This window comes from Kitasatospora sp. NPDC088160 (assembly GCF_044741445.1).
In the GTDB taxonomy this organism is placed as follows: Bacteria; Actinomycetota; Actinomycetes; order Streptomycetales; family Streptomycetaceae; genus Kitasatospora.
This window is the reverse complement of the sequence record NZ_JBIUSS010000021.1, coordinates 183,783-208,230: the sequence shown is the minus strand read 5'-3', so window position 1 is coordinate 208,230 and position 24,448 is coordinate 183,783. Positions and strand designations below refer to the sequence as shown.

Below are 24,448 nucleotides of genomic sequence, written 5' to 3'. Positions count from 1 at the left end.
GCCACCAGGTTCGACAAGACCGCCGTGTCCTACCAAGCCGCCGCCACCCTCGCCTCACTCCTCATGTGGGCCTGACCTTTGACGACACTGCCTAGTGCGGCTGTCGACGATCGCGGAGTTTCGCGATCGTTCACACAGCCCAACGATCCGGTGATCCAGGAGAAGAGCGCTATCCCATTTCGCACCTTTCCTCCTCTCTTCGGTCACCGCGCGGAGTGGCGCGCCTGTGGTGCCACGTCTCCGCCTGCTGTCGCTCCGCGAGTCGTGCCCGGGTGTTACGGGGCCTCAGGCCTGGGCCGTTGGACTCGACGGCGATGCGATGCTCGAGCTCGGCCGTGGTCTCACGCAGTTGGGCGGCCACGAGGTCCAACTGCTCCTGCTGTCGCTGCATCTCGGCCGGCTCGCTGGTCCCCTCAGGCCGGGTGAGCATCCGGATCAAGTCTCTGCGTTGTTGGAGCAGGGCAGCCACCAGCCGGGCTCGCTCCTCACTGAGGTCGCGGGTGCTTGTCTGCCGTGCCATGGAACAGTTCTCCTTCCACCTCTGGTCCGTCACGCTGGGCCGCGACGTCCGGCAGCGGGCGGTTGCGGGCGGTGGTGTTGCTGCTGCGCTGGCCGCGCTGCGGCCTTGCCTTGGTGTTTGCCCGCCTTGACGGCCTGCCCGCGGCCCGGTGTGGCTCCGCTTGGTACGGCGCCTTGGAGGGCTCCTTCAACAAGTTGTCCGAGTACCTCAGCGTCTGCTTCGGCAGCCGACGGGTTCGTCGCGACGGCCCGCAGGGAGGCCAGGAACGCGGGTGCGGCGGCCTTGTTCTGGGTGTTAACGCGGGCGGTCCTGACGGTGGCGGAGCCAAGGGATTCCAGCAGGCTCTGGGTGATCTTGCCCTGCGGGGTGTTCAGTCCTGCGCGACGAAGTTGCTCCCGGGCAAAGACGCTCAGGGTGGACCGGAATTGTTCGGGCGACAGTTTGGTCAGTACCGCCGCTGAGAAGGGTAGCTGCTGGGGACGTGGCTGGGGTGCATTGGCGGCGAGCTGCTGTTCGAGCACGGAGAGTTGGTCGGGTCCGAGTAGCGTGGGGCGCAGGGCGGGTTGTTGCCCGCCGGCGGCGGGGATGGGCCCGACGACGCCGAGGTTGTCGAGGGCTCGTAGGGTGCGTTCGGCGTCGCTGTAGCTGAGGTCGAGCCGGTGCCTGAGCAGGAGCGGGGAGGCGGGTACGCCTTCGACGACGATGCGGGCGGCAGCGCGGATGCTCTCCGGGGACATGGCGTTGCTGTCGGGGAGGGCCTGGGGTCGGCCGGTGATCTCCCGCCGCAGTCCTTGTGCGACGTCCTTGAACAGTTGGGCCGTCTCGGGACTGGTGCGTTCGAGTTGGCCGGCCCGGGTGTCCAGGTGCTGTGCAAGGTCGGCACGGGCGGTGATGGGGTTCGGAGTGGGCCGGGCCCCCGCGACTAGTTCGGAGGGTTCTCGGAGGCCGGCGAATTCGGGTAGGGGCAGTTGGCTCTGTCCGACCTTGTCGGCCGTGCCGCTGGCCCGTGCGTGTTCCTGGGCCAGGGTCTCCTCGTGGTGGGTGTTCAGGATCCAGCGCTCTTGGAGAGCGAACCGTTGATGAGGGGCAAGGTCCGGCTTGTGGAGGTCCCGGAGAATCGTGCGCCTCTCTGTGCGCAGCGTCTGGGAGGCACGGGAGCGGCTGTGGAAGGAGGTGTCGTCGTAGTAGCCCTCGGGCTGGACTCGGTCGGGCGGCAGGGTCCCTCGCAGGTGCTCGCGGTGCTCTTCGAGGCGGTGGCGGGCGTTGCGGGCGAGTTCGTCGATGTGGGTGGGCGGTTTGTCGTTGCCGGTTCGGCGGCTGGTGAAGTCGCTGAGGAGGTCGCTGGTCTTTTCGACGGCGCGTAGCCAGAGGGTTTTGAAGAGTCCGACGGAGCGCAGGTCGGTTGCGAACCGGTCTCCGCTGTCTGCGGCGGCCTGGAGGGCGTCGGACATGCGGTTCCAGAGGGACATGATCCCGTTCCAGCCGCGGTTTCCGGTCCTGCCGAGGCGCTGGTCCACGTTCGCCAGCCAGGTGCCGATTTCTCTGGTGGTGCGCTGCAGCCAGGTGAGGCCTTGGTTGTCGGCCGGCTTGGTGGCGGGGGGCTCGGCTGGTTGGTTCGCTGGCGTGGCCTGGGGCGGGGGTGTCGTGTTGGTGGTCTGCTGGCGTGGGGTGCGCATCTCTTTGGCGAATGCCTGGAGGTCTGCTTCGATGCCGGCTTGTTCCTGGGCGGTTTGCGGTGAGAGCTGGCGTCCGAGGACGCGGGCCCGCAGTGCGTCGGCGGTGCGGTAGAGGTTGCGTAGGGCGGCCCAGGCCGGGGAGTCGCTGTGGCCGCGGGATGCGAGGGTGTTGGCGAGGCTGAATGCGGCGGTGGCGATGCCTTGGGCGCCGTAGGCGGTGATGGCCCGGGCCAGCTGTTGGAGTCGGGCATCGTCGGGAGTTCTCTGGAGGTGCTCGTTGAGTGTCGACCAGGCGTCGAGGGCGGCGGCTTGGATGTTTTGGATCTTCAGCCATTCGGGCATGCTCAGGTACCAGGCGGCCGCGCGGGCTGCGGAGCGGATTGCCTCGTCCAGGCTCGCGGGGCTTTCCGGGCGGGCGTCGGAGTCTGTGGCGGCGGCGTCCTCGGGGCTGAACATCTGCTCGACGTGGGTGCGGAGTTGGGCGATTTCCTCGCGCAGTTTCTGTACTCGTGTGTTGACGTCTTGGGCGTCGTCGGCGGCCTCGGCGATTGCCCCTGCGGCGGCTTCGGTGAGCTGTTCCATGGGCGGCGTCTGGGGGTCGGGTGTGCCCGGGGCGGCGGCGTCGGCGTTCGTCGGCTTTACCTGTGACGGGGTGGCCTGGGCTTGTGGTTGGAGGGGGGTTTCGGTCGCACTCGTTTGTGGGCTCGGGGGCCGGGTGACGACTCGTAGCTCGGTATCGGGTGTGAGCGGACCGACGACTCCGGTTTGCTCCAGGGCGTCGAGGAGTTTTTCGGCCGCCGGGTAGTGGAGTCGCAGGCGGTCCCGGAGGCCGAGGGGGGAGGCGGGGGTGGCGCTGTTCCGCAGGATCTGGGTCGCCTCTTGGATGAGTTGGTCCGGCGGGGGCTGCATCGGGAGGGCGGTGGGTCGGTCGGACGGACGGCCGGTGACCTCCAGGCGCAGTTGGCGCGCCGTGGCGCGGAACGCGGCGGCGACGTCGGGGCGCTCCTTGGCCTCCTGGGCTGCCCGCATGGTGAGGTGCTGTGCGAGGAGCAGACGTGAGCCGACGGGGTCCTGGCCGACGGGGGCACCGGCGATGAGCGGGGCCGGTTCGGGTGCGGTGAAGTCGTGGTCGATCTGCACGCGGCGCTGGGTGCCGGGGAAGACGCCTTCGACGGGCTCGCCGTGTTTGGCCCGGTTCTCGTTGTCCTCGCCGTAGGCGTTGATGATCCAGCGTTCCTGAAGTTCCAGTCGTTGGTCGGCCGTCAGGTCGGGGCGTTTGAGCTGGTCGGCGGTCGTCGCTCGGACTGCGGCGAAGGTAGGTCCTTCGGTGGATCTGGCGGGGTCGCTCATGGCGGGCCGGTCCGGGTTGTCGGGTTGTTCGGCCCGGTCTGCGGGGGTGGGAGTTGTCACGCTCGTTTCCTCCTTCGGGCCGGGTTCGGGCCGGTCGCCTGGCTGTGGGGGTTGCTGCTGGAAGTCGGCCTGGCGGAGTGTCTGCCGGGCGGGACCGATCTCCTCGTAGGCGGGATGGTCGCCAGCCGCCGCCAGGAGGTGCCTCACTGCTTGTTCGCCCTCGCCGTTCGCGAACATCTCCGTCGCCTCGATGACCCGTTCCGCGAGTCCGGGCAGGTGGTCTGGTCCGTCGCCAAGCCGGAACGCCAGGTCTCGGACGAGGTTGAGGAACTGCACGCGCTCGATCGGGGCAACGATGGTGGGGAGTTGTTCGGGTAGCCGTTGGACCCAGTACTCCAGCCACGCGGGCGAGCCGATCTCCGAGGGGATGGCCGGCTCGGTCGCCGCGGGAGGTTCGGGGTCCGGCGAGGGTTCGGTCGTCGGCTGGGTTGTCTGTGGTTCGTTCGCGAGTTGGGCTGCTGGCGGGTCCTCGGGGTCGGGTGGTGTGTCGGCTTCGGGTGTGGTCGTGGCCGGGATCTGGGTGCGGTCGGGGTGCGCGATGGTGGCAGTTGCTGCCAGGGCCGCGCGTAGTTCGCGCATAGAGGCGTCGCGTAGAGACTCGTCGGGGAAATGGGAGAGCTCGCGTTCGATCTCCGCTGCCAGGGTCGTCGTGTCCACGCCTAGCGCGGTGAGGCGGGGCAGTTGGCGCGAGATCTGCTGGGGGTCGCCGGAGTCGAGGATGAGCTGGGCGGCCTTCTCAGGCGCTGCCCACGTGCGGGTTGGATCTGTGGTCAGCGGGGCGAATATGGCGTCCAGGACGGCGTCGAGGGCTGGTTGGAGGTGGGCGAGCATGAGGGCGCGGAGGGCTTCGGGGCCCTGTGTCTCGAAGATCTGGCCGGGGTCGTTCTTGACGTCGGCCTCGTTGCTCGCGGGCAGTCGGATCGCGTAGACGCGGCCCTGCCAGCCGCGGAGGAGCTTCCAGGATGCCGACAGTGCCTTGTCTCCGCTGTCCTCCGGGTCGAAGACGAGGACGATGTCCCGGTGGCTGTCGATGGCGGCGAGGGCCTGCACCTGTTGCTGGGTGAGGGCCGTTCCGCACGGTCCGGCGGGAATCGGCGCGGGTCGGCCGGGGCGCCGCAGGGCTTCGCCTACGGCCAAGAGGTCGAAAGCGCCTTCCGCGATGACGAAGGGGCCTCGCCCGGCCAGGGCCTGGCGGTGGTGGCCGGGGCCGAGCAGGGTCTCGCCCTTGGTGTAGAGCGCGGTGTTGCGGGTGTTGACCCACTTGGATACGTGTTCGGTGACGTGCAGGGCTCGCCCGGTGAAGGCGATCACGCGGCCGTCGCGGCTGACGATGGGGAAGGTCACGCGGTTGCGCAGGGCGTCGAACAGGCCGCGGGCGCCTTGTGCGCTGACGCCGGCCTCCAGGAGTTCGGGGTCGGTGAAGCCCTGGGCTCGCAGGGCGTCGGTCAGGTGGGTACCCGTGCCGCTGGGGGCGTAGCCGATGCCCCAGTGCGCGGCGACGGGGCCGTTTGCGGGCACCCCCCGTTTGGCGAGGTAGCGGCGGGCGGGTTCAGAGCGCGCACCTGTGCGGAGGCTGTTGACGAGCAGTTCCTGGGCGGCGGCGAGGACCTGGTGGAGCCGGTCGTGGGTTGGCGCGTCAGCCGGCGTCGTGGTTGGCACGATCTCCAGGGCGGTGGCTGCGTCTGCGGGGGGATTTGGTTCAGCCGGGCCGGGGGCTGTCAGTGCGGTGAGGAGGTCGTTGGGGTCGGCGGTGTGAAGTTCGGCGGCGGTCCAAGCCGGAGCGTTCTGATCGGGTTCGTGGCCGAGCCCGGCCGCCACCTTGCGGCCTTCGGGGACGTGGACGACCGCGAGGTACAGGGTCTGTCCGTCGATGACGGGCCCGGGGGCCGAGGCGCGAAGCAGCCTGGCCATGACCGGGTCGGTGTCCCAGAGGTCCTGGTACTCGTCGAGCCTGGCGATCAGCGCGGTGTGGACGACGGTGGCCGGGTCGTGCGGGTGCGTGGACGGCTCTGCTGGCGTCGGGGGCTGCTGGGACGGGCGTAGTTCAGCCGCGTCGGCGGGGCGGGCGGGTTCTGGCTCGTCGGCGTCGGTGGCGTTCGGGGTGAACGTGGCAGCCGGGTCGGGGGCTTCGGGCGGCGCGGCCGGCGCCGTGGACTGGGCCGCGGCCTGGAGCGTTGGCTGGGCGGGGACGGTGGTCGGCTGTGGGACGGTAGTGCGGGCGATGGAGGTATTTCGGGCGACGGTGCGGCTGATCGGGGTGCCGTCGATGTCGAGGTCGAGGTGGACGGCGCCCAGGGGGTCCGTGGTGGCGCCGGTGACACGGGCCGCGCGGCGTGTGGCGTGGCCTGGGATGGTAATCGCGATCCAGTCACCGGGCCCGAGATCGTCGGCCCACGCGTGCCCGTCCTGGGGAACTGCCCGGTTCGGGTCGTACTCGAACACGGCCCATTCACGGACGAAGTGGGAGCCGGGGCGCTGGTGGTCTCGTTCGAGACCGGCACGGGTGGCCAGCAGCAAGTGTGTCAGGGTCGATGGGTGGGCGCCGCGGGTGGCCAGGCGGCGGGCAAGAGCTTCCTCGAACTGCGGATCCGCAAAGTCCAGGGGCGGAATGGCGCCGGCCAGTGGTGGCGTGTGGAGCAGGACGGCCGCCCGTTCGGCGAACTCGAGAGCCTCACCCTTGCTGACGAAGCGCCGCAGGGTGGGAGGCAGAGGGGTGAGCGCGCCGCCTGAGGGAATCAGGTTCCATCTGTTGTCCGCTTGGTAGACACCGAACAGGCCGTCCGCCACAGGGGCGAGGGTCTTGGCCTGGTGGGCCACTTGCAGGGCCTCTCGCCGCCGGTCGTCCGTCTGCTCGGCGACGGCGGCCAGGAGGACGCGGGCGCCCGCTGCATCGGCGGGCCGGGTCCGGCCTGGTGCGGGCGGAAAGGTGAGCACGCCTTGGCCTGCCTTGTCACGGGCGATCGCGACCTGAACCGGCTCGCTGGTGACGACCTCGTAGCGGCCGGCGCTGCCGCCCGGCGGCGTGAGCGTCGGTTCGGCACCGTGTATCCGCACCGGTCCGCCGGAGTCGATCCAGCCATCGGGAAGTACGGCCTGGGAGGCTCGCGCCCAGGCCTCGACGTCGCGGAGGCGGCGGTGGGGACTGACGGCGTCCTTCCAGAACGGTGTGGCGAAGACGGGGGTTGTACGCCAGCCGGGATGTGTGTGGTCGAGCGCGTCCTCGACGGCGCTCATCTCATCGCTGCGCGCGGGTCCTCGGTGGGAGCAGCACAGGCAGGCGCTGCGGTGATCTCGCCCGCGGGTCTCGACGGTCGGCCTGTGGCTGGTCGAGGTGTCGACTCCGTCGGGGACGGTGGTCGGGTGTCCCTGGGCGGGCTGCCAGGATGCCTGTTTTTGCGCGGGGGCGGAGACCAGGGCTGCGGCTGGGGTGGGTGCGTCTTCCGTGCTGGGGTCGGGCCACGGGAGGTCGCCTACCGGGCTCTCGGCCGGTGTCTGGGGCGCCGGGGAGGGGCTCTGAGCGTGGTCTGCGGTGCTGGCCTCATTGGCTGTCAGCGGCGGCGGTGTGGGCGGCACCTTGTCGGGATCGGGTTCTCTGTCGGGCGTCTGCGGAGCGGCCGGAGCGGCCGCATCCGGAGGCTGGGGAGCCGGCGCGGTCGGTGTGGTGGTCCGTGTCGGCGGCTGGAGGTCGGGGCGCTGTGGGGTGGTGCCTGCGCGACGGGCTCGCAGTCGTTCCGCGGTACGGGCGAACTCCCCGTCCTCGTCCAGGGCGGGGGTGGTAGCGAGAGTGTGAGCGACGGCTTCGGCCAGGCTGCGGCCTTCACGGTCGCGAAAGGCCATTTTGAGTTCGTCTATGTCAGGGGCGTCCCAGGAGAAGGGAGCGCCGTCCGCGTCCGTGATGGACTCCAGTGCATCGGCGACCAGCTGTGCGTGGGCGCGCGTGCTGATCTTGCCGACGGTGTTCAACTTCTCCAGGAACCACGGCAGCCGAACCTCCCAGCCGGTGCCCCTGTCGCGGGTCGCACGCCCGCTCAGCGGCCTGCCGCCCGATCGCATGATGACCAGGCGTCCGCCATCGGAGAGCGAGAAGTGTTCGTCACCGGCGAGGCGCACACGTTCCTCGTGGCGCTGGCGGGCAGCTCGCTGGTCGCGCTCGCGGGGGAGCGCAATTCCGGCGTAGTGCCGCCTCAGCTGGTCGACGTCGTCGAAGAACGGCCGCAGGGCGCTGCCAGCAACTGCCCGGGCGCCTTCGGCGCTGAGCGCGGCGATCGGTGCCGGTACGGCGGCCCCCCAGGAGCGCAGGGCGGTGGCGAGGTGGTGGAGTGCTTGTGCCGCGCGGCGGGGGTCAGTGTGCCGTTCGGGGGCGCCCAGGGAGAGGGAGGCGATCGTGCGACCCCACACTCCGGATGCGGCCCTCTTCAGGATGTCGGTGGGGTCGGTGTCGTCACCGGCTGCCCTGGGGTCTTCGGGTGCCTGGCCGGTCGGCAGCGCGGTGACGGAGGCGCGTTGGACAGTGCGCGGCTGGCCGGTGATCAGGTCGGTGGCCTGCCAAGGGCCGTGGCCGGCCTCGTGAAGGCGGACGACGGTGTAACTACCATCACTGTTCTGGACGCGGACTTCCTGGCCCACGCCGAGTTCTCCTGGAGTTGCGGTGAATGTCCAACCGTCGGGGACTTCCACGTCGAGGCCGGTCGCCCTCGCCCTCGCGCCGTCGAGGAGCGTGGTGAGCTTGTCCCTGGGCGTCGCTTCAAGGCGGCCGAGGAGGTGCTCGGCAAGAGTGTGGAGGTGGCGGGCGGCGCTGCGAACCGAGTTGTTCGGGTGCCCGGCGTCTTCCCTCGCGTTGATCCGGACGTTGTGGTCCTTGTGGTGTGCGGCCTTCTGCGCGGCGTGCCGCGTTGTGTCGTCCGGGTGGCCCGCGAGAACGCGGGCCGCTGCGATCAGGTCCGACGAGGGTGTCAGGTTCTCTTCTGTCAGGTCGGAGGCGAGTCCTGAGCTGAAGGCGGTATGGCCGGCCTGTTGGATGGTCCTTGGGGCCAGCTCGTTCACTACCTCGTTTTTACGGATGAACGCGGTGAGGACGACCCATGCCTGCCTCATCCGCTGGTGCGTTCCGAGCAGGGTGCCCGCGTCCGTGAACGGGCCGTCCTCGTCGAGGTCCGGGCTTTCCCGGTGCTCGGGTGCCGGCGCCAGTTCCGCCGGAGGCGGAACGGTCGCGGCGATGGTGGTGATCACGGTGCCGCGCCTCGCCGCGTACACGGAGGCGGTCTCGTGGGACTCGCCGTTGGTGGTTCGGAGTACGTTGGGCTTGGCCTCGGCGACGGTCAGCCAGTCGTTGTCGCCGATCAGGACATCGTCGCCCCTCTCGAGGGGCTGTGCGGCCCACACCGCCACGCGACGGTTGAAGGGCAGGCCTGCGAGCACGACTCGCAGGCGGCGGCGCTCGCCGAACGGCAGGTCGGTGCTGTCTGGCTGCTGTGTTGCCTGCGGTTCTGCCTTGGCCCGGACGTCCACCGCCGGGCCGGCTGGCAGAACGGGAACGGGAGCAGGGGCCGCGGTGGGCTTCGGCACGACGGCGGCGATGTCCGAGGCCGCGAAGTGGATTTCGCGGCCGAGTCGGGTGCGACCGGTGTAGCGGTCACCTGCCGGGTGCTCGGTGACGGAGTCGACGCTCACTGTGCTGTACACGGTGACCGCGGGCCCGGTCAGGCGAGGCGAGTACCTGCCTGCCTTGGCCGGCACGTCGAGCCTGGCAAAAGGGCTGTCCAGGTCGATTACACGGGCTTTGTCACCGATCTCCAGGGGCGGAGGGGTCCTGTCGTGGGTGATCGCCGTCCAGCCCGCTGGCGCGGCCTGACGGGCTGTCGCCCGGTCGTGTGCGTCTGCGGCCAGCTCGAGGCGAGCGCCGCGCAGTTCGGTCCGTGGCTCTCCGGCGAAATCCGAGTGCTTGGCGACTGTGCCGCTGACCAGGACCTGGTCTCCCGCCGCAACGGAGCTTCCTTCGGGGTTCCAGAGCACCAGGTGTTGGCCGCCGGATGTCCGCAGTCGGACGCGAAGTGTGGAGCCCTTGACGATGGCGGTTTCGACGACCTCGGCGACGCGCGGGCCGAGTTTCTGACCGGGTTGGCCGATGAACTGGGCGCCTTCGGGGGTCGGGGGTACTGTGCTCACCGGGTCCCCTTCCGAGGGCGGGATGGCGGTGGTGGGGTCGCCGCCTGCGGGATCTGGTTCGGAGGGCTCGGCCGCGGGCGCGATCTGTGGGTCGGGGATGACAGGTTCTGTTTCGGTGGTGTCCGCCGGTGCCTGGGTCTGCTGGCCGTTGCGGTAGGGGGTGGCCCAAGGGTCGGGCTCACCCGGACGGGGAAGGGTGACGAGGTGGGTCTCCGCCTCGTGGGCCTTGAGGGGCAACCACTCGACGAGGCGGGTAAGGACCTCCTTCCGGCGACGCTCTGCTGGGGCGCTGTCGTCGATGCCAGCGGCGGCGTTGCGGGCGGCTTCGGCGTAGGCGCGCATCTGCGCGGCGCTGAAGACGTACCAGCGCAAGACACCGGGCCTGAACGCGACCGGGGCGGGGAGGGCATCATCCTGGGGAAGCTGAAGGCGACTGAGTTCGCGAACCCGGGCGGTAGTGAGCTCTAGCTCGGTCTTGACGGCGCCTGGGAGCGTGTGGCGTTTGTCGGGGTCCCGCAGGTCACAGGCGTGGTCGTAGGCGGCGGCTTTGGCGGCCCGGAGCTGCGGGATGCCGGCCGTGTCCGGCATGGCGTCGTGCCACTGCATGTCGTGGGGTGCGCCGCCCCGGGCGTCCTGTCCCCACCAGTAGCGTCGGCCGCCGGGGCCGGTGCGGGCCCTGATCCAGCCGATGACGTTCCCGTCCGTGTCGGTGACGAGTCCGTGGCCGGCGGCTTCGTCGAGGTACGAGAGGTGTGCACCATCCTCGGCGAGGGCAATGCCCTCGGTTGTGGCGGCCCGGGCCAGGACCTCGGACCAGGCCTCCCGGGAGCGCTGGGGCCGGGGCGCCTGCCCGGGGCGCCACAGCTCGTTCACCGGCCGAGGGACAAGAATGTTGTCCTGGGCACGGACGAGGGCGATGCCCTTGTCGTCGACGCCGATGATCCTGCCGACGAAGCCTTCGTGGCCGTGGACCTCCTCCCCGAACTCGAAAGGGCGGGATGCGGAGTTGTCCGGGGTCGCTCCGGTGACTCCGGCACCGGCTACGTCGCTGGTGCTTTCCCCTGTTGCCTGGGTCTCCTGGGCTGGCGCCGCTTCCTGTTCGGGAAGGTCCGGGGGGCGGTTGGCGGGGCGCTTGTGCCGCTCGCCGGCCTCGGCTTGTGCGATCAAACCGGCACGGTTGGCCAGCCGCTCGGCCTTCACGGCGTCTGCGGCCCGGTTCTGCTGAGCCTTGTCTTCTCCGCGCTCGCGGGATGCCCGCTTGGCGGTCCGGGCTGCGCGAGCGTCACCGTCGGCGAGGGCGGTCTCGTACAGCGCGGCTTTGACGTCGGGCAGGGGTTCTCCCGCGTCGGCGGCCGGGCCGATGAGAGCCCACACGAGGTTGTCGAGCCGGTCTTGCCAGTCGACCCAGGTGCCGGTTCCGGCGAGCCGGTGGGCGGCGCGAGCCGAGGTGTCGAGGGAGGCGTCGCCGGTGAGGCGGTGCGCGAGGTGCTGGTGGCAGATGACCACCGTGCCGAGGGAGGCCCCGTTGTCTTCGAGGACCTCTACCAGGAACCGTCGGTCCTTGGCCTTGGACGCGCAGGATCCGAGGTGCTTGGGCCCGCCTTCCGCGCAGGGCTCGTCCAGTTCGCGGTAGGTGCTAACCACTCGGAGGTGGTCGTCGGGTACGTCGAGTAGTCCCTGGCTTGTCAGTTGGTGGGCCGCGACTTCCAGGCGGATTCCGTTGCTGTAGCGCCGATTGGGGTTTTCCCCCAGTTTGCCGTTCTGGCGTGTCTCCCAGCCCCACGGGTAGTCGGCGGCGATGCCCTGGCGCCCGAACCGGGCCACGCGCATGACTCCGGGTTCGACTTCCTCGATCTCCAGTGTGAGCGAGAACGGCACCGGTCCCACGAGGTGGCCCCATCGTTCCCACCGGCCTGCCGCCAGCGCCTGCATCTGACTGTCGCGTCGTATCCACGCCAGTGCCACGGCCAGGTCCGGTCTGTCCCCGATCCACTGGTAGCCGCCGTTGATCGGCGAGTGCTGCCAGGGCATCCAGGTGACGTTCCAGACGCCAGTCTCGTAAGGGGCTCGCGCCAGCCGGTACTTGTAGCCCTGCGCGCTGGTGAAGGCGTAGTCCTGGACGGCTTCGGTGCCCTTGTCTTGCGGCGGTTGCTCGTATGGTGCGACGGACTCTCCGGGCAGCAGCCTGGCCGGGAAGAGCTCCGTTTCTTCCGACGCGGTTGTGGGCGGCTGCGCGGGCACGTCCGCCGGGGCGGAGGGCTCGGGCGGGTGTTCCAACGTGGCATCGGTCCGGGGGGCGACGGGGCGCTGCCCGATGGCATCGAAGATCGCCTGCCACTGGGTGGAGGAGGCGACGGCGGTGCCGCCCGACCCCACCAAGGTGAGCGGCTCACCGTCTTCGATGACGTCTCGCACCACGGAGAAGGATGTCTTGTCGCTTCGAGTGACGGTCCAGGTGTCGTCGCCGTGGTCGGCGATGCTCCATCCCGCTGGCGGCACGGGCTGATCGCCGTCGATCTCCAAGGCCAGCCCAAGTTGCTCGGCGAGCGTGTCCTCGGTGGTAACCGGCTCATCGGTAGCGTTGGTGGCCGGGGCTTGGACGGTGGGAGGTGGCGCGACCGCTGCGTGCTGCCTCTCGCCGTGGGTCGGCCCGGGAGGGCTGGCGTCGGGCAGGGGGGTGTCGTGGGCGGTGTCTGCGGTGGTGATGGGCGGGGTTCCGTAGGGGTCGGCGGCTATGGGGTCTATGGCGGCCGGGACTGGCTGTTCGGGGAGTCCGAACTCGCTGGCCTGCATGCGGGACCAGTCGCGGCCGCCCCGGATCGGGGGCGGCGTCGCGGCGGGTCGGCAGGTACCTAGGTTCGCGGTGTCCGTGGGAACGTGCTCGGTGAACGTCTCGCCGTTGCGCTCTCCGCGGATGGTCAAGGAGCCGTCCACGGCCCGTTCGACCGACCTCAGAACGAACGGCTCGCCCCAACTGTCGGCGGCGACGGTGAGTTCGGCTGTGCCGGCGATTTCCGGGTGGGGCAGCCGGACCGTTTCACCGGGCTCGGCCTGCGACCAGCCTGCGAAGCCCCAGTCGGGTGGTGTCCGGTCGTTGTGGCGCCGGCGGAGTTCGTGGCAGCCCGCGACGGCGTCCGGGACCGTCCCGAAGATCATGTCCATCGCGGAGCCGCCGTCGACGTCAACGGCCTGAAAGCCGTTGCCGGCTGGGACAACGCCGCCGATGAGGACTCCGTCGAGGTCTGTAACCCGCACCATGTGTGGTGGTGCGTGCTCCGGATCTGCCATCCAGGCGCGCAGTTGGACGCGTTCGTTCTCGCGGCTGTGGTTGAGGTTGCGGTGGTGTTCGGCGCGCTGGGTGAGTTGGGCGCGGCGTCGCTCGATCAGGGTCTCGTGCGCCGGGTCGTCGACGGGCAGGGAGAGGTTAGCGAGTTCTGCGGTGACCTCGGCGGAGGTCATCTTGGCCGGGTCGAGCGCGCCCGGGCGGGGGTGGCCTGTGGGAGCTTGCGAGTTGGTGGTGATGATCCGGCCGGCCCTGCGACGGGCAGTCACCCATCCCGGCCCAACCGGTGTGGAGTCGCCGGTGTCGAGGGAGGTCGTCTGGACCGCGCGGACGGTCTGCCACCATCCCCGGGCGACGAGGATCTCGTCGCCCGGCTCGAAGTCGGTCAGCGACCAGCGGCGGGCGCGGGCGTCCACGGTGCGGGACTCGAGCCTGCGGCGCTCGTCGGAGGTGACCTGTTCGAGCGGGGCGCTGTGGCGGCCGCCGGGTGCGTGTGCGGCCGCACGGTCGGCTTCGTTGAGATAGACGGGGATCTCGCGGCCGAGGTCTGCGAGGCGCTCAACGAGCCAGGTCACCCGCTCGTCGCGCTTGATCCGCTGCTTCCAGGCGGTCGGCAGTTCCCAGTACCGTACCTCGCCGTTGGTGGTGACGCGTTTGAACCCGCCGACGCCCTTGCGGACCGTGTCGAACTCCTTGTCCCTGGGGTCGACACCGTGCAGCCGCGTGACGGATCCGTTGTGCTCGATCCAGAGCTGCGGCTCGACCAGTACGACGGCTCGGGCAGGCGCCGCGGCAGTCACCCCCGCCCCCTGTTCCACGGTAGTCGCGGGGGGCTGGGCCTGTGCCGCGCGCGGTGCGAGAGCGAGCAGGGCGCGTTTGGTCGTCGCATTGACGATCCCCCAGGGCCCCACGATGCGGTAACCGTTACGGCTGACGAGAGCCTCGGCCTTGTCCGTGCGCACCGCGGCGATGTCCGGCGTGGTCCTCGAAGTCGCCCGGTAAGCCCTGGCGCTTGTGGAGGGGACGATCCAGGCCCCGTCTGACTGCCGGATCTTGTGCTCCGTGGCACCGGTGCTCGGGTCGACGGTGACGTACACCCAGGCCCGGATGGACCTGTCGGTTGCGGGTTCTCCCTCAGATGGCTGCCCGCCAGCGCTGCGGCCCTGGGCGGCGCCGAACCGGCGCAGGACGTGCAGCATGTCGTCCTGGCTGTCTGTCTCCAGGTTGTTGCCGTCGGCATCTGCCGTGTGCATGACGCCATCGTCGGTGATGAAGAAGGTCCGGCCGCCGGTGGTGAACTGCAGGGTGGCGTAGGCAAGCCCCTCCTGCTGTTCGTCGTCGCCGGCCGGAACACCGGGCCATTGGGTGGTGTCCGTCGGGAGTGCGAACAGGTGGGCAGCGCGGCGCACGGCCGCCGGTACGAGGCCATCGGCGTCCTGTGCTGTCGCGATGGGGGTTGCGTCTCCGAGGTAGAGCGTCCACTTCTGAGCGCCGTCGTCGTCCTGTTCGAGGTGGGCGCCGAAGCGCAGCCCGTCCACAGTGATGGCGGCGGCGTTCCGGTGGTAGTGCTGGATCCGGACCAGGGGTGGTAGCGGGACGGCGTCAAGCTTCGGTTCGCGTTCGTTCGCGGCCGGCTCGCTCCCAGAGGCGTCGGTGAGGGGCGCGGCGCCCGCGCTTTGCGGTGCGGTTATGGTGGCAGGCTCGGGCGCGTCCGTTCCCGGCACGGCCGCGACCTGCGGTGCGGGAATGTCGAAGGGCAGCTGCTGTCCGGCCGACTCGGCCTTGGCGCGGCGATCCTGGCGCTTCGCTGACGTGGTGCCGGCACGGTAGGGAACAGCTTCGCCGGCCGGCATCGCGACGATGAAGGAGACGGGGAAGACGAACGGGAAGCCGGGGTCCAGGCTCTCGTAGTTCTCGTTGCCGGTGAGGGGGCCGATCTGGGTGGTGAGGTAGGTGCCACTGCTGGCCCGGACGCGAACCCTCTCGCCGCCTTGGAGGTCGAGGTCGGCGCCGACGACTTCCTGCCAACCGTCGGGGGCCTGGAGCTGGGTGGCGTCCTCGCCGGTCGGAGTGATCGGATCGTCGTCGGTGCTCCTTCGGACCAGTTCCGCTCGCCTCGCCGCGGCCTGTTGGTGTGCCTGCACCCGGGGGTCGTCGAGCAGGCGCGCCGCCATCTCGGTCTCACTCGGGCCCGCGTCAACGACGTACTCGGTGAGGGGATGGACGCCCGCCGAGTGCTGCCCGGCCGAGGAGTGTGCATGGTCCTTGTCGGGGAGCCATGTGTAGAGGCGCAGCCTCGTCGATCCGGGCCGCTGGGCCCCGGTGCCCACAACGAGGGAGGGCGGACCGAAGAGCCTGTTGCCGAAGTACGGCGGGCGGACCTCGCGGACGATCTGGCCCGGCTGGAGCTCTTCGGCCCGCACGATCCGGCTGGTGGAAGGCAGTTCGGCGGCCCAGTTCGGCCCGGGCATCGGCGCTTGGGCGACGGCCGGGCGCATACGCCTTTGTGCCACGAGGTGATCATGTCCTTCGGGGTCGCGGACCCACCAGGCACGTGCGTGCTCGGCCATCGTGACGTGGCCGTACGGGACGTGGACGCCTTCACGGGTGTAGAACTCGACGGTGTCTGCGGGTTCCCAGCCATCGTTAGGCGGAAAGGGAGCGATGAAGTCGGGCAGACGCCCGGCGGCGGTGTCGGCCGTGGCCTTGGCCACCAGGGCGGCGGCATGAGCCGCACCTCGCTGTCCGATGGCGAGGTGCTCCCGCATGTCGGGCTGCTTCAGCCTGGCGGTGGCCCGGGCAATGACGCTGGCCGCCTCGGCCCGGGGGACGACCTCGCGCGGGGCCAGGCGCAGCCAGGTCCCGTTGGTGCTGGTGCCGAGGTTCTGCAGGGTGATGGTGTACAGCCCGTCGGGGCCGAGCGATGCCTCGGTGACGATGCGGGGGGTCCCGAACGCGGTGTTGCTTGGGCTGGTGGCCTTGATGGTGAGGACCACGTTGCCGATCGCGAGGTCGGAGGCCCGGGCCAGTCCGTAGTCGTTCGGCATGCTGGCGGTCCATGCGGGCGGCTGGATCGGTTCGTCGTCGCGGTACCAGACGTCGCGCACGCCGACCTGTTGTGTGGAGCCGTCGTCACCGGTGATGACGTAGTACGGCCACTGGACGTTCTGGAACTCGCCGCTGGCGAGCGACCCGTTTGCCGTGCGGAAGTAGGCCGGGTCTCCGGGGCTCCAGGCGCGGTAGGGCGCGGTGCCGGCCATGAAGTCGGCATCGACGGGCGCGGCGGGTACCGGGTCGCTGCGGTGCTGGGCGCGGACTCCTGTGCGCGCGGCCAGGGGAGGCGGGCCTGCGGCGAGGTGAGCGCGCTCGGCCTCGGAGCTGGGCGGGAGCTTTTCCAGACCGGACAGGCTCCGCATCTGCGGTGAGATCGCGCCGGGGTGGGCGGCCGCCCAGTGGATCGCGGCATCCATCTCGGCGCCGGAGGTGCGACCGATCACCTGGCTGCCTACGGCGATGGCGTACGAGCAGGTCATGGGCAGGCCGGGGATGGATCGTGCGACGTCCTCGGGCAGCGCCACCACGGTGAACACCCGGCCGTCACTATAGGTGTAGCGCCACCACCGGTCCGCGATCGGCTGGGAGGAGAGCGTCGGCATGTCCCGCTCGCGGACGATGTCCGTGACGGAGAACAGCCCGCCCGCAGCCGTCCGCACGTGGCCCGGCCCCGTCATGCGGTCGACGGTGTGATGGGCACCGTCGACGTAGACCTGCTCGGAGGCCAGGAAGTACCGGGGCGCGTCGTAGCCCATCGGCTCGACCTCCGCCAGCGGCACGGCCAGGACAGTGCCCCGTCCCGTCCCGGAGACCGCGACGACGGCGTCGGACTCCCCCAGGGCCAGGAGCGCGCCGTAGCTGGCGGACGCCCGGCTGTCCGCCACCTTGACGAGCTCGCCGAGGCGCAGCTCGGCGGCCGGTGCGGTCGTCTCCTGCTGGCTGTGCGTCGGTGCCGGGGCCGGAGCCGGTGTCTCGGCTGAAGGTGCGGTGGCCGCCGTTCGCGCGGTCCTGTCGAGTGGGTTCGTGGGGGTGAGTTCGAATCCTGGCAGTACCTGTTCAGTGGGAGGCGGCGTCCAGGTGTCGGCCTGTGGAGTCGCCACGACCGTCTTGATCGAGAAGCGCAGGTGCGGTCCCACGGTGTCGTACCAGCCAGCGTAGTCGGGGCCGTCCTGGACGGTGACGTTCTCGTACCGGGTGTTCTTGCCGTCGCCTCGGTGGACGCGGACCATGTCCCCGGCGAACAGGCGCTCCGGCACGTCGTCGACGGCCCGCCAGCCCGCCGGGGAAGGGTCGGTGGGGCTTTCCTGCAGGAGGGTGGCTGCCGGTCGGGCGGGAGCGTCGGCACTGTGCGCGTTCTGTCCTTCGGTGCGGACCTGCACGCGGGTTCCGAGCGGCACGAACGGGATGTCCAAGTGCCCCTCGGGGTCCTCGATCCACAGGCGGTGTCCGTGGACGACTCCCTCGTGCGAGCGGACCGTTTCCGTCGAGTGCCCGGTGAGCTTCCCTGCCGCCCATGCCGTTGCGCCGGCCATGAGGTAGGGCGCGCGAACGAGGTCGCCGATCACCAGCTGGTGTACGAGGACCTCCTTCGACTGCCTGTCGGCGCCGTCGGTGCCGTGGAGGTTCGCGGTGGCAGGAATGTCGGCCTGCGGGTCGGGTTCCTGAAGCGGCGGCACGGGTGTGAAGGCGGCGTCGAGGAACTGCGCTTCGGCGCGCAGGGCCTGGGCCACTTCCGTCAGCAGCGCGTTCGGGCCGGTACCGGGTTGGGCCGCGGCCGCCGCCTCACGTGCGGCGTCCGCAAGCGTGTGCAGGTGGGGGCTGGTAACTGGGAGTCCGCCGTGGGACAGCGGGCGGCCTGCGGCGGCGTTGCGCGACCACGCGGTGGCGGCCTCGGCGAGACGGGGATCGTCGCTGGTGCGCCAGGCGACGGCCAGGGGTGCGGCCTGCTGCAGCTGCTCGGCGGTCAGAACGGGGGTGGCGTGGCCCGGTGTTACGTCGGGCAGCGGCCTGGAGGTGTGCCACGCGGTCCAGACGGCGGCGCCCACCGGGTCGTCCCACCGGTCGGCCGCGGGACCGCCTCCGCGTGCGTCCTGAGCCCACCACTGACGCACGCCGCGGTGGCTGCGGGCGCGAATCCATCCCCGTGTGCGGCCGGTCGCGTCGACGACGCGCCCTGTGCCGCCGTCGAGGTCCAGGTCGACCAGCCGGTGTACGTGGTCGTCGAGGAGCAGTCCGCCGGTGGTCGACGCGGCGGCCAGCCGGCGGGCACGACGCCCGGTGGTGTCTGCGGTCCCGGGAAGGGCCTCGCCGGGCAGGACGAGGACCTCCAACGGTACCAGCGCTGTGATCTCTTGCGTCGGGCTCAGGAAGACGTCCGGGCCGACCGTGGGGTCGATGACCTGGCCCAGGTTCCTGCTGAGTCCGCTGGAGCCGACCTGGTAGGTGTGGGCGTCGCTGCCTGCGCTGAGGAACCAGTTGCCTTTCACAAGGTCGGCCGGTGTGCACCGCAGCGGTGCCCAGGGCTCACCGTTCTCCGCTCTCCCCGGCCCGGGGCGCTGGGCGGCGAGAGCCAGTACGGCGCGGGTCGCGGTCCGGCGCTGCTTCTCGCTGAACAGGCCGTCCCCGTAGGCGGCGGATGCGGTGGCGGACTCTTCGGCGGGCGAATTCTGCTGCCTTTGCTGCCACGCTGCCCTGTTGCGGTCGAGGCTCTCGCGAAGGTGTTTGTCCGTTCGGATCTTGTGCTTGGCGGCCGTGACGTCCGGGCCCGCCTCGATGACGGCTACGTGCGAGTGGCGGCCCCATCCGCCGCTGTGTCCGCCGAACTCGCCAATCCCTACGCAGGAAACCGAGTGGCCGTGGCTGGCCTCCACCAGTTCCGGATCGCCCCACCGGCCGTCTCTGTGCCTGCGGATGACCATGCCGGGTTCCACGTCTTCGCGGGCGACCCAGCGGGACTTCTCGGGAAGCGAGATCGGCGGCGCGGCCTTGATGCGGGCGCTCAGCTCCGCCTCACGGCGCAGGTGGTCCGCGAACGCCGGTGCGTCCTCGCTCAGATGGGCCCGCGCGTACGCCAGATACGCCTTCCCGAGTGCCGCGTCAAGCACAGTCTCCAGGCAGTACGGGGCACCGTTGTCCTGGCCGAGGTCCACGCCGGCCGTGCGGCGCAGGAAGTCCACGACGGCGTCCGCATCGGCTCCCTTTTTCTCTGCCTCGGCCCGTGCGGCGAGCAGGCGCTCGGCGAACACCTGGCGCAGTCGGTCGCGGTGGCGCGACTCGCCCGCAATGCCCTCGCGGCTCGCCTCCGGTTCCTGCGGGTTGCCGAAGAATGCTTCCTTCAGCGCGTGCGGGTCGAAGCCCGCCTCGTTGATCCGCGTAAGGTAGTCGACCAAGACGGACTGGCCGAGCCGCTCGATGTCACTCCGCAGGGCCTCGGCCTGATGCTTCCATACCCACGGGGCTTTGACCTGGCCGAGGTACTGCTCCCGAAGGTGGCGGCGGTTGACGTCGAACTGCGCGAACGGCTCGAGCCGCTCGGCAACCTGCAGCATCCGCAGGTACTCGGCGGTATTGGCGCGCTCACCGCCCGCTGCGAGTACACGCTGGGCGGCGATGTTCGGGACCTGGCCCCCTTCGGTGGGGTTCCAGTGCGAAGACACCACGCCGCGAGGCGGAGCGACATCCCCGGGCGCCGGCGGTGAGGTGTCGGGGCGCGGCGTCGGCGGAACGTGTCCGCCGTCCACTGGCGCCTGTGCCCCGAGAATGGAGCTTTCCGGCTCGGCGCCGGAAACCGGGGCTGAGTCGGGTATGGCTGCCGGCCTGGGGGCTGTTCCGGCCACCGGTGTCTGGGTCGTGACGGCGCTGGTACGGCGCAGTCGCGGGCGCAGTTCCGGGCCGTGGGCGATGGCGTCCACGACGGTGTCGACTGCCTGGTCCAGCATGCCGGCGAGCTCCGAGTCCTCCCGCAGGTCGATTCCCCTGAATCGCTCATCGAGCATGGCCAGGTGAGCTCCGACCGTCTCGGGCAGGCGCCGGTAAGCCCGCTCAGCGATCTTCGCCCAGCTGAGGTGGCTCTCCCGGATCCCCTCCGGGGTGGTGACGCGGATGCGCAGGCCCCGGTCGTCCTCGGTGTAGTGCCGCCGCAGCTGCGGTGTGCGCATCGGGCGGAAGGAGGTGCGGCGACGCGCGATCTTGGTGTGCTCGGCGACCCAGGTGCGGGTGTCGTTGCCCGCGACGGCGCGGGCCAGCTCTGCCAGCCTGTGCGGCTCGATCATGTACTTCAGTGCGGTGCGAAGTTCGTCGTCCGTGACCGGACCGGTGTGGGCCTCGGTCCCCTCACCGGACTCTTCCGAGTCAGCGGCGGTGCCTACCGGGTCGGGGCCGCCCGACTGCGTGAGCGGGCCGTCGCGGCCCTGATCCGGCGCTTCCTCTTCGGACAGCGCAAGGTTCGGGTGCTCAGCGTCGGAGGAGGTCTGAGGCTGGGCTCCCGGCTGCGGCGCCTTCGCGGGCTCAGACGCGACCTCGGCAGCATCGTCGGCCGTGGCTTCGTGACGGGACGCGGTGGGTGGGCCGGTGGCCGGCTCGGCGACGCCGAGCACCGCGTCCGCGGGTTGCGCGGCCGCTGCCCGCAGCGTGTCGTAGGCCTGGGGGGTGGCCCGGGTGAGCACGTCCTCGCGGACACCGTCACGTAGGTAGGCCCAGAGTTGATGCTCCGCCGCGCCGTCCATGAGCGCTTCGTCGACGGCCTCGGCGAGTCCTTGGGCGAACGCTGCCACGTTGCCGGCTTCGGCGTGCTCCAGAAGGTCGGGGTCTTGAGCGACGTGCTCGACGATCCACGTCACCAGATCGTCGGCGGACGGTGCGAGGGTGTCGTTCACCGCCTCCGCCACGGCGGCGGCGAGCGCTGCACGCACAGGCTCGCTCCCCCACGCCGACGCGAGCGGGCCGTCGACAAGAACCGTGTCGAGCCAGGTGGTCGCCTCGCCGGGCTCAACCAGGTGCCCGTTCAGTCGCGCGGGCCGGACCGGTACGGAAACCGTCACGCTCACGGGCAGGGCTGTCCCGGGAAGGTCGTCGGCCCGGATCCCGGGAACAGGCCTGCTGGCTGGCCCGGCGCCTTCGGGTGTGAAGCTGACCAGGACGCGGTCCGGGGCCGGGGCGAAGAGGGTGATCGTGGTTCGGGGTCCTGTGACGGGCTGGCGTGCGGCCGCGGGCGGCTGACCCGGGACGGGGATGGCAGGGGCGGCAGTCGACGACTGGGGCTGTGTCTGTTCGGTTGCCGGCTGCGTGCTCGTGGCAGTGCGGGGGTCCACGGCAGTCTCCGGTGCGGCTGCGGTTCCCGCGACCTGGGTGGCATGGCGGTGCACCGCACCAGCGATGTCCAGGACATAGGCGAGGGATCCGAGCTCGAGTCGCTGCTTGGCACGGGTGACGGTGACGTATGCCAGGCGCAGGTCCTCGCCTCCCGGTAGGACGAGTTCGCCGGTTTCGGTGTCCTCCTTGGGCTGGGGGAAGTCGGATCCGATGCGGACCCGGTTCCACTCGCGGCCCTTGGCCTTGTGGGCGGTCGAGACCGTCAGTTGAGGGCGCTGCTCAGGGTCCTTGGCGTCCTCCGGGACCAGCTGCCGAACCATGGCGATGATGTCGTCGGGGCTGTAGCGGTCCAGGAGGCGTACGAAGGTCTGAAGTGCCTTGGCGTCCTCATTGGACTCGGCGTATTCGCGGACCTCGTCCCAGTCCTCGAACCCGCTCAGTTCCGCGTGCTTGGTCCGGCGACCGGCCTTGAGGTCCTTCGCCGCCTTGGCGATCAGGTTGATGTCGGTGCCGCCACCGACCATGGCGACCCGCTTGCCAGCGTCCAGTCCCTCGAAGACGGCCCCGACCGCGCCGATGTTGGTCTTCGTCAGGATGGCGTCGGGCTCGTCCACCGTGCCGATCGTCGTGTCCAGGGCTGGGTTGCCCTGAAGCTCCAGGTCTGCGCCCAGGAGCGTCAGGTAGCCGTTGCCGACGGCCGCGACTTCCGGGCCGAAGCGCCAGCTCTGGGTGAGGGGAAGGGCGATGTCGGCGGGCCAGTCCTTGAGGGCGTCGATCGCGCCGCGGAAGCTGTAGATCGACTGCTGGCTGTCACCGACGACGATCGTCTGCGTCGGCTGGTCCTGGATAACCCGTTTCAGGACGGGGTTAATGTCCTGCGCCTCGTCGAAAAGGATCACGTCGTATGGCAGCCGGGGCCTCGTCAGTGCCCAGATCTTGATGTAGTCGTCGCTCGTGAAGACGATCTTGTCGCTGTCGGGGTCCGTGATGTCCGCCCAAGCGCTACGGGCGGCGTCCAGGAGACCGGCCGCAGCCGGTGTGCGGCCCCATGGACCGAGGTGCTGCGGCCCGAGTTCGTCGTCCGCGCTCTCGCGGTACCGCCGGACCGCCTGCATGGCGGTCTTCGCGACGTCCTCCGGGTCGATCTCTCCCCCGGTGAACAGGAGGGGCCGTGTGACGCCCAAGGCCCGGGCCACGTCCTTGTCCCGGCGTGCCCCGGGGTGGTTGCGGGCAATGGCGACCTTGCGCTCGATCAGCCCGCCCTTCAGAGCCGCCCGGGCGAACGCGTGGCTGGTGTCGGCGGTGACGTTGCGCGGCATCTTGCGCTGCGCCTCGTCGGCGATGGACCGGTTGAAGGCGATGTAGGCGATGCGCTTGTCGGGCAGTTGGCGGGTGACCATCAGCAGCGTCGACGTCTTGCCGGTCCCCGCCAGTGCCTGGACGGCGACGTCCTGGCCAGCGAGGCACGCGTCGATGATCTTCTGCTGCTGCGGGGTGGGCGGGTGCTCCTTGCCCGCCTCCTCCGCGGCTGCCACGGCATCAGCAGCAGAGGCGGCCGCCTCACGCTCGTCCATCTCCTCCAGGAAGGCCCGGATCTCGGCCAGGACACGTGCCAAGTCCGCCGGGCGACCCCTGTACTTCCAGCGGCTCTCGCCCGGGATGAAACGGAACCCTCTGTTCTTCTTCAGCAACTCCCGAAGGCCGACCTCATCATCGTAGTAACCGGACCGCCCGGTCCCGGTGACGTACGTTGCACGTCCCTTCGTGACGATCTGGATGCGGTTGACCCAGGCGTTCGGGTCGGGCTCGGTGGCCGGATCAGCCGTCCGAACCGCGGCCGGCTCGGGATCGTCGGAGTGGGCTGGCATGCCGTCACCGCCGACTGCCATCACCGCGCCGCGGGACTCGCCGGGGGCGGCGCCTTCCGCGCCGCTCCCGGCATGGGTCCGCTCGATCCCGGTCACGGCGGACGGGCGCTGCGCCGCCAACGCCTCCAGGTCGGGAAGGTTCACTGTCACGGTCCCGGACTGCGCGGGCGGGGTGTAGATCTCCTCCCCAGCGCTGACAGTCAGGTCGTCGCTGGCTTCGGCCGTTACAGGTTCCGGACGGTCGGTGGCCTGCTGTGGGGCCGATGGCTGCCGGTCGCCGGCCGGGCCGGGCCGGATGACGGCCGGCTCGGTGTCCGCAGCGTGCAGAGCCGCTGCGGCGCCGTCGCGCCGGAAGAACGACGGCCCGTCCAGTAGCGTGCCGTCGCTGAGCCGGGCCAGCCACTCGCCCATTGCAGTGCGGCGCACCGCACCGAGCAGAGTGGTTCCCTTCATGACGGGGACCCAGCCCTGCGCATCACGGGGTCCGAAGGTGACCTGCGGGCTCACGAGATCGACGTAGCCGGGTTCGGTGAACCGCGCGGCGTCCGCCTCGGTCCACTCCTGCCTCCTGCGCTCCAGGAAGTCCGCGGTGGCACGCAGCCGCGCCTGGTGCGTCCTGGCCTCCTGCAGAATGAGGGCGGTTGGGAAGGCGAGCATCTCGCGAGCCTCGCCCGTGACCCGTTCGCGCAGCGCGGCGGCGGGGCCCAGGAAGGCACTCAGGGTGTCGGCTTCGGCCCGCATGCCCTCCATGGTGTTGCTACTGGCATCGTCCCAGGCGGCGAAGGCGGTCTCGATCGCCAGGAGTTCGGGTTGGCGGGCGTAGTCGGATCCGAAGGCCCTGTTGCCGGCCTTGATGAACGGGGTGCGCTGGTGGCCCAGGCTCTGGCGGCCTTCCAGGAGCTCCTGGGCCGCCGTGTAAGGCTGGTCGAGGCCGGGTCCGAGGTGGACGTTGTTGTTGAACGCCCACAGGCGGGCCGCGTGGTGAGCGGCTTCCTGGAGGCTGATAGTGGTGTCGGTGAGGTCCTGCCCGACGGTGGCCTGCCAGTTGTTGTTGAGTGTGCGGCGGATTGTGGCCGCGCTCTGGCCGTCTGGGGTAACCAGCTCATGCTGGTCGCCGTCCCTGCGGGTGGTGGTGGTGCGGATGCTGAAGCCGGGCAGGCCC

Annotated in this window: 1 protein-coding gene (running past one end of the window); it reads right to left on the bottom strand. The window is 70.5% G+C overall.

Annotation, left to right across the window (positions count from 1 at the left end):
• Window positions 1–549 precede the first annotated feature (549 nt).
• Window positions 550–24,448, bottom strand: partial view of a DUF6349 family protein gene (locus tag ACIOGZ_RS30115; RefSeq protein WP_400988415.1) — the 3' portion only. The gene runs 13,715 nt beyond the window's last position; 23,899 of the gene's 37,614 nt are visible here — the last part of the coding sequence; the start codon falls outside the window, past its right edge; the stop codon is at window positions 550–552.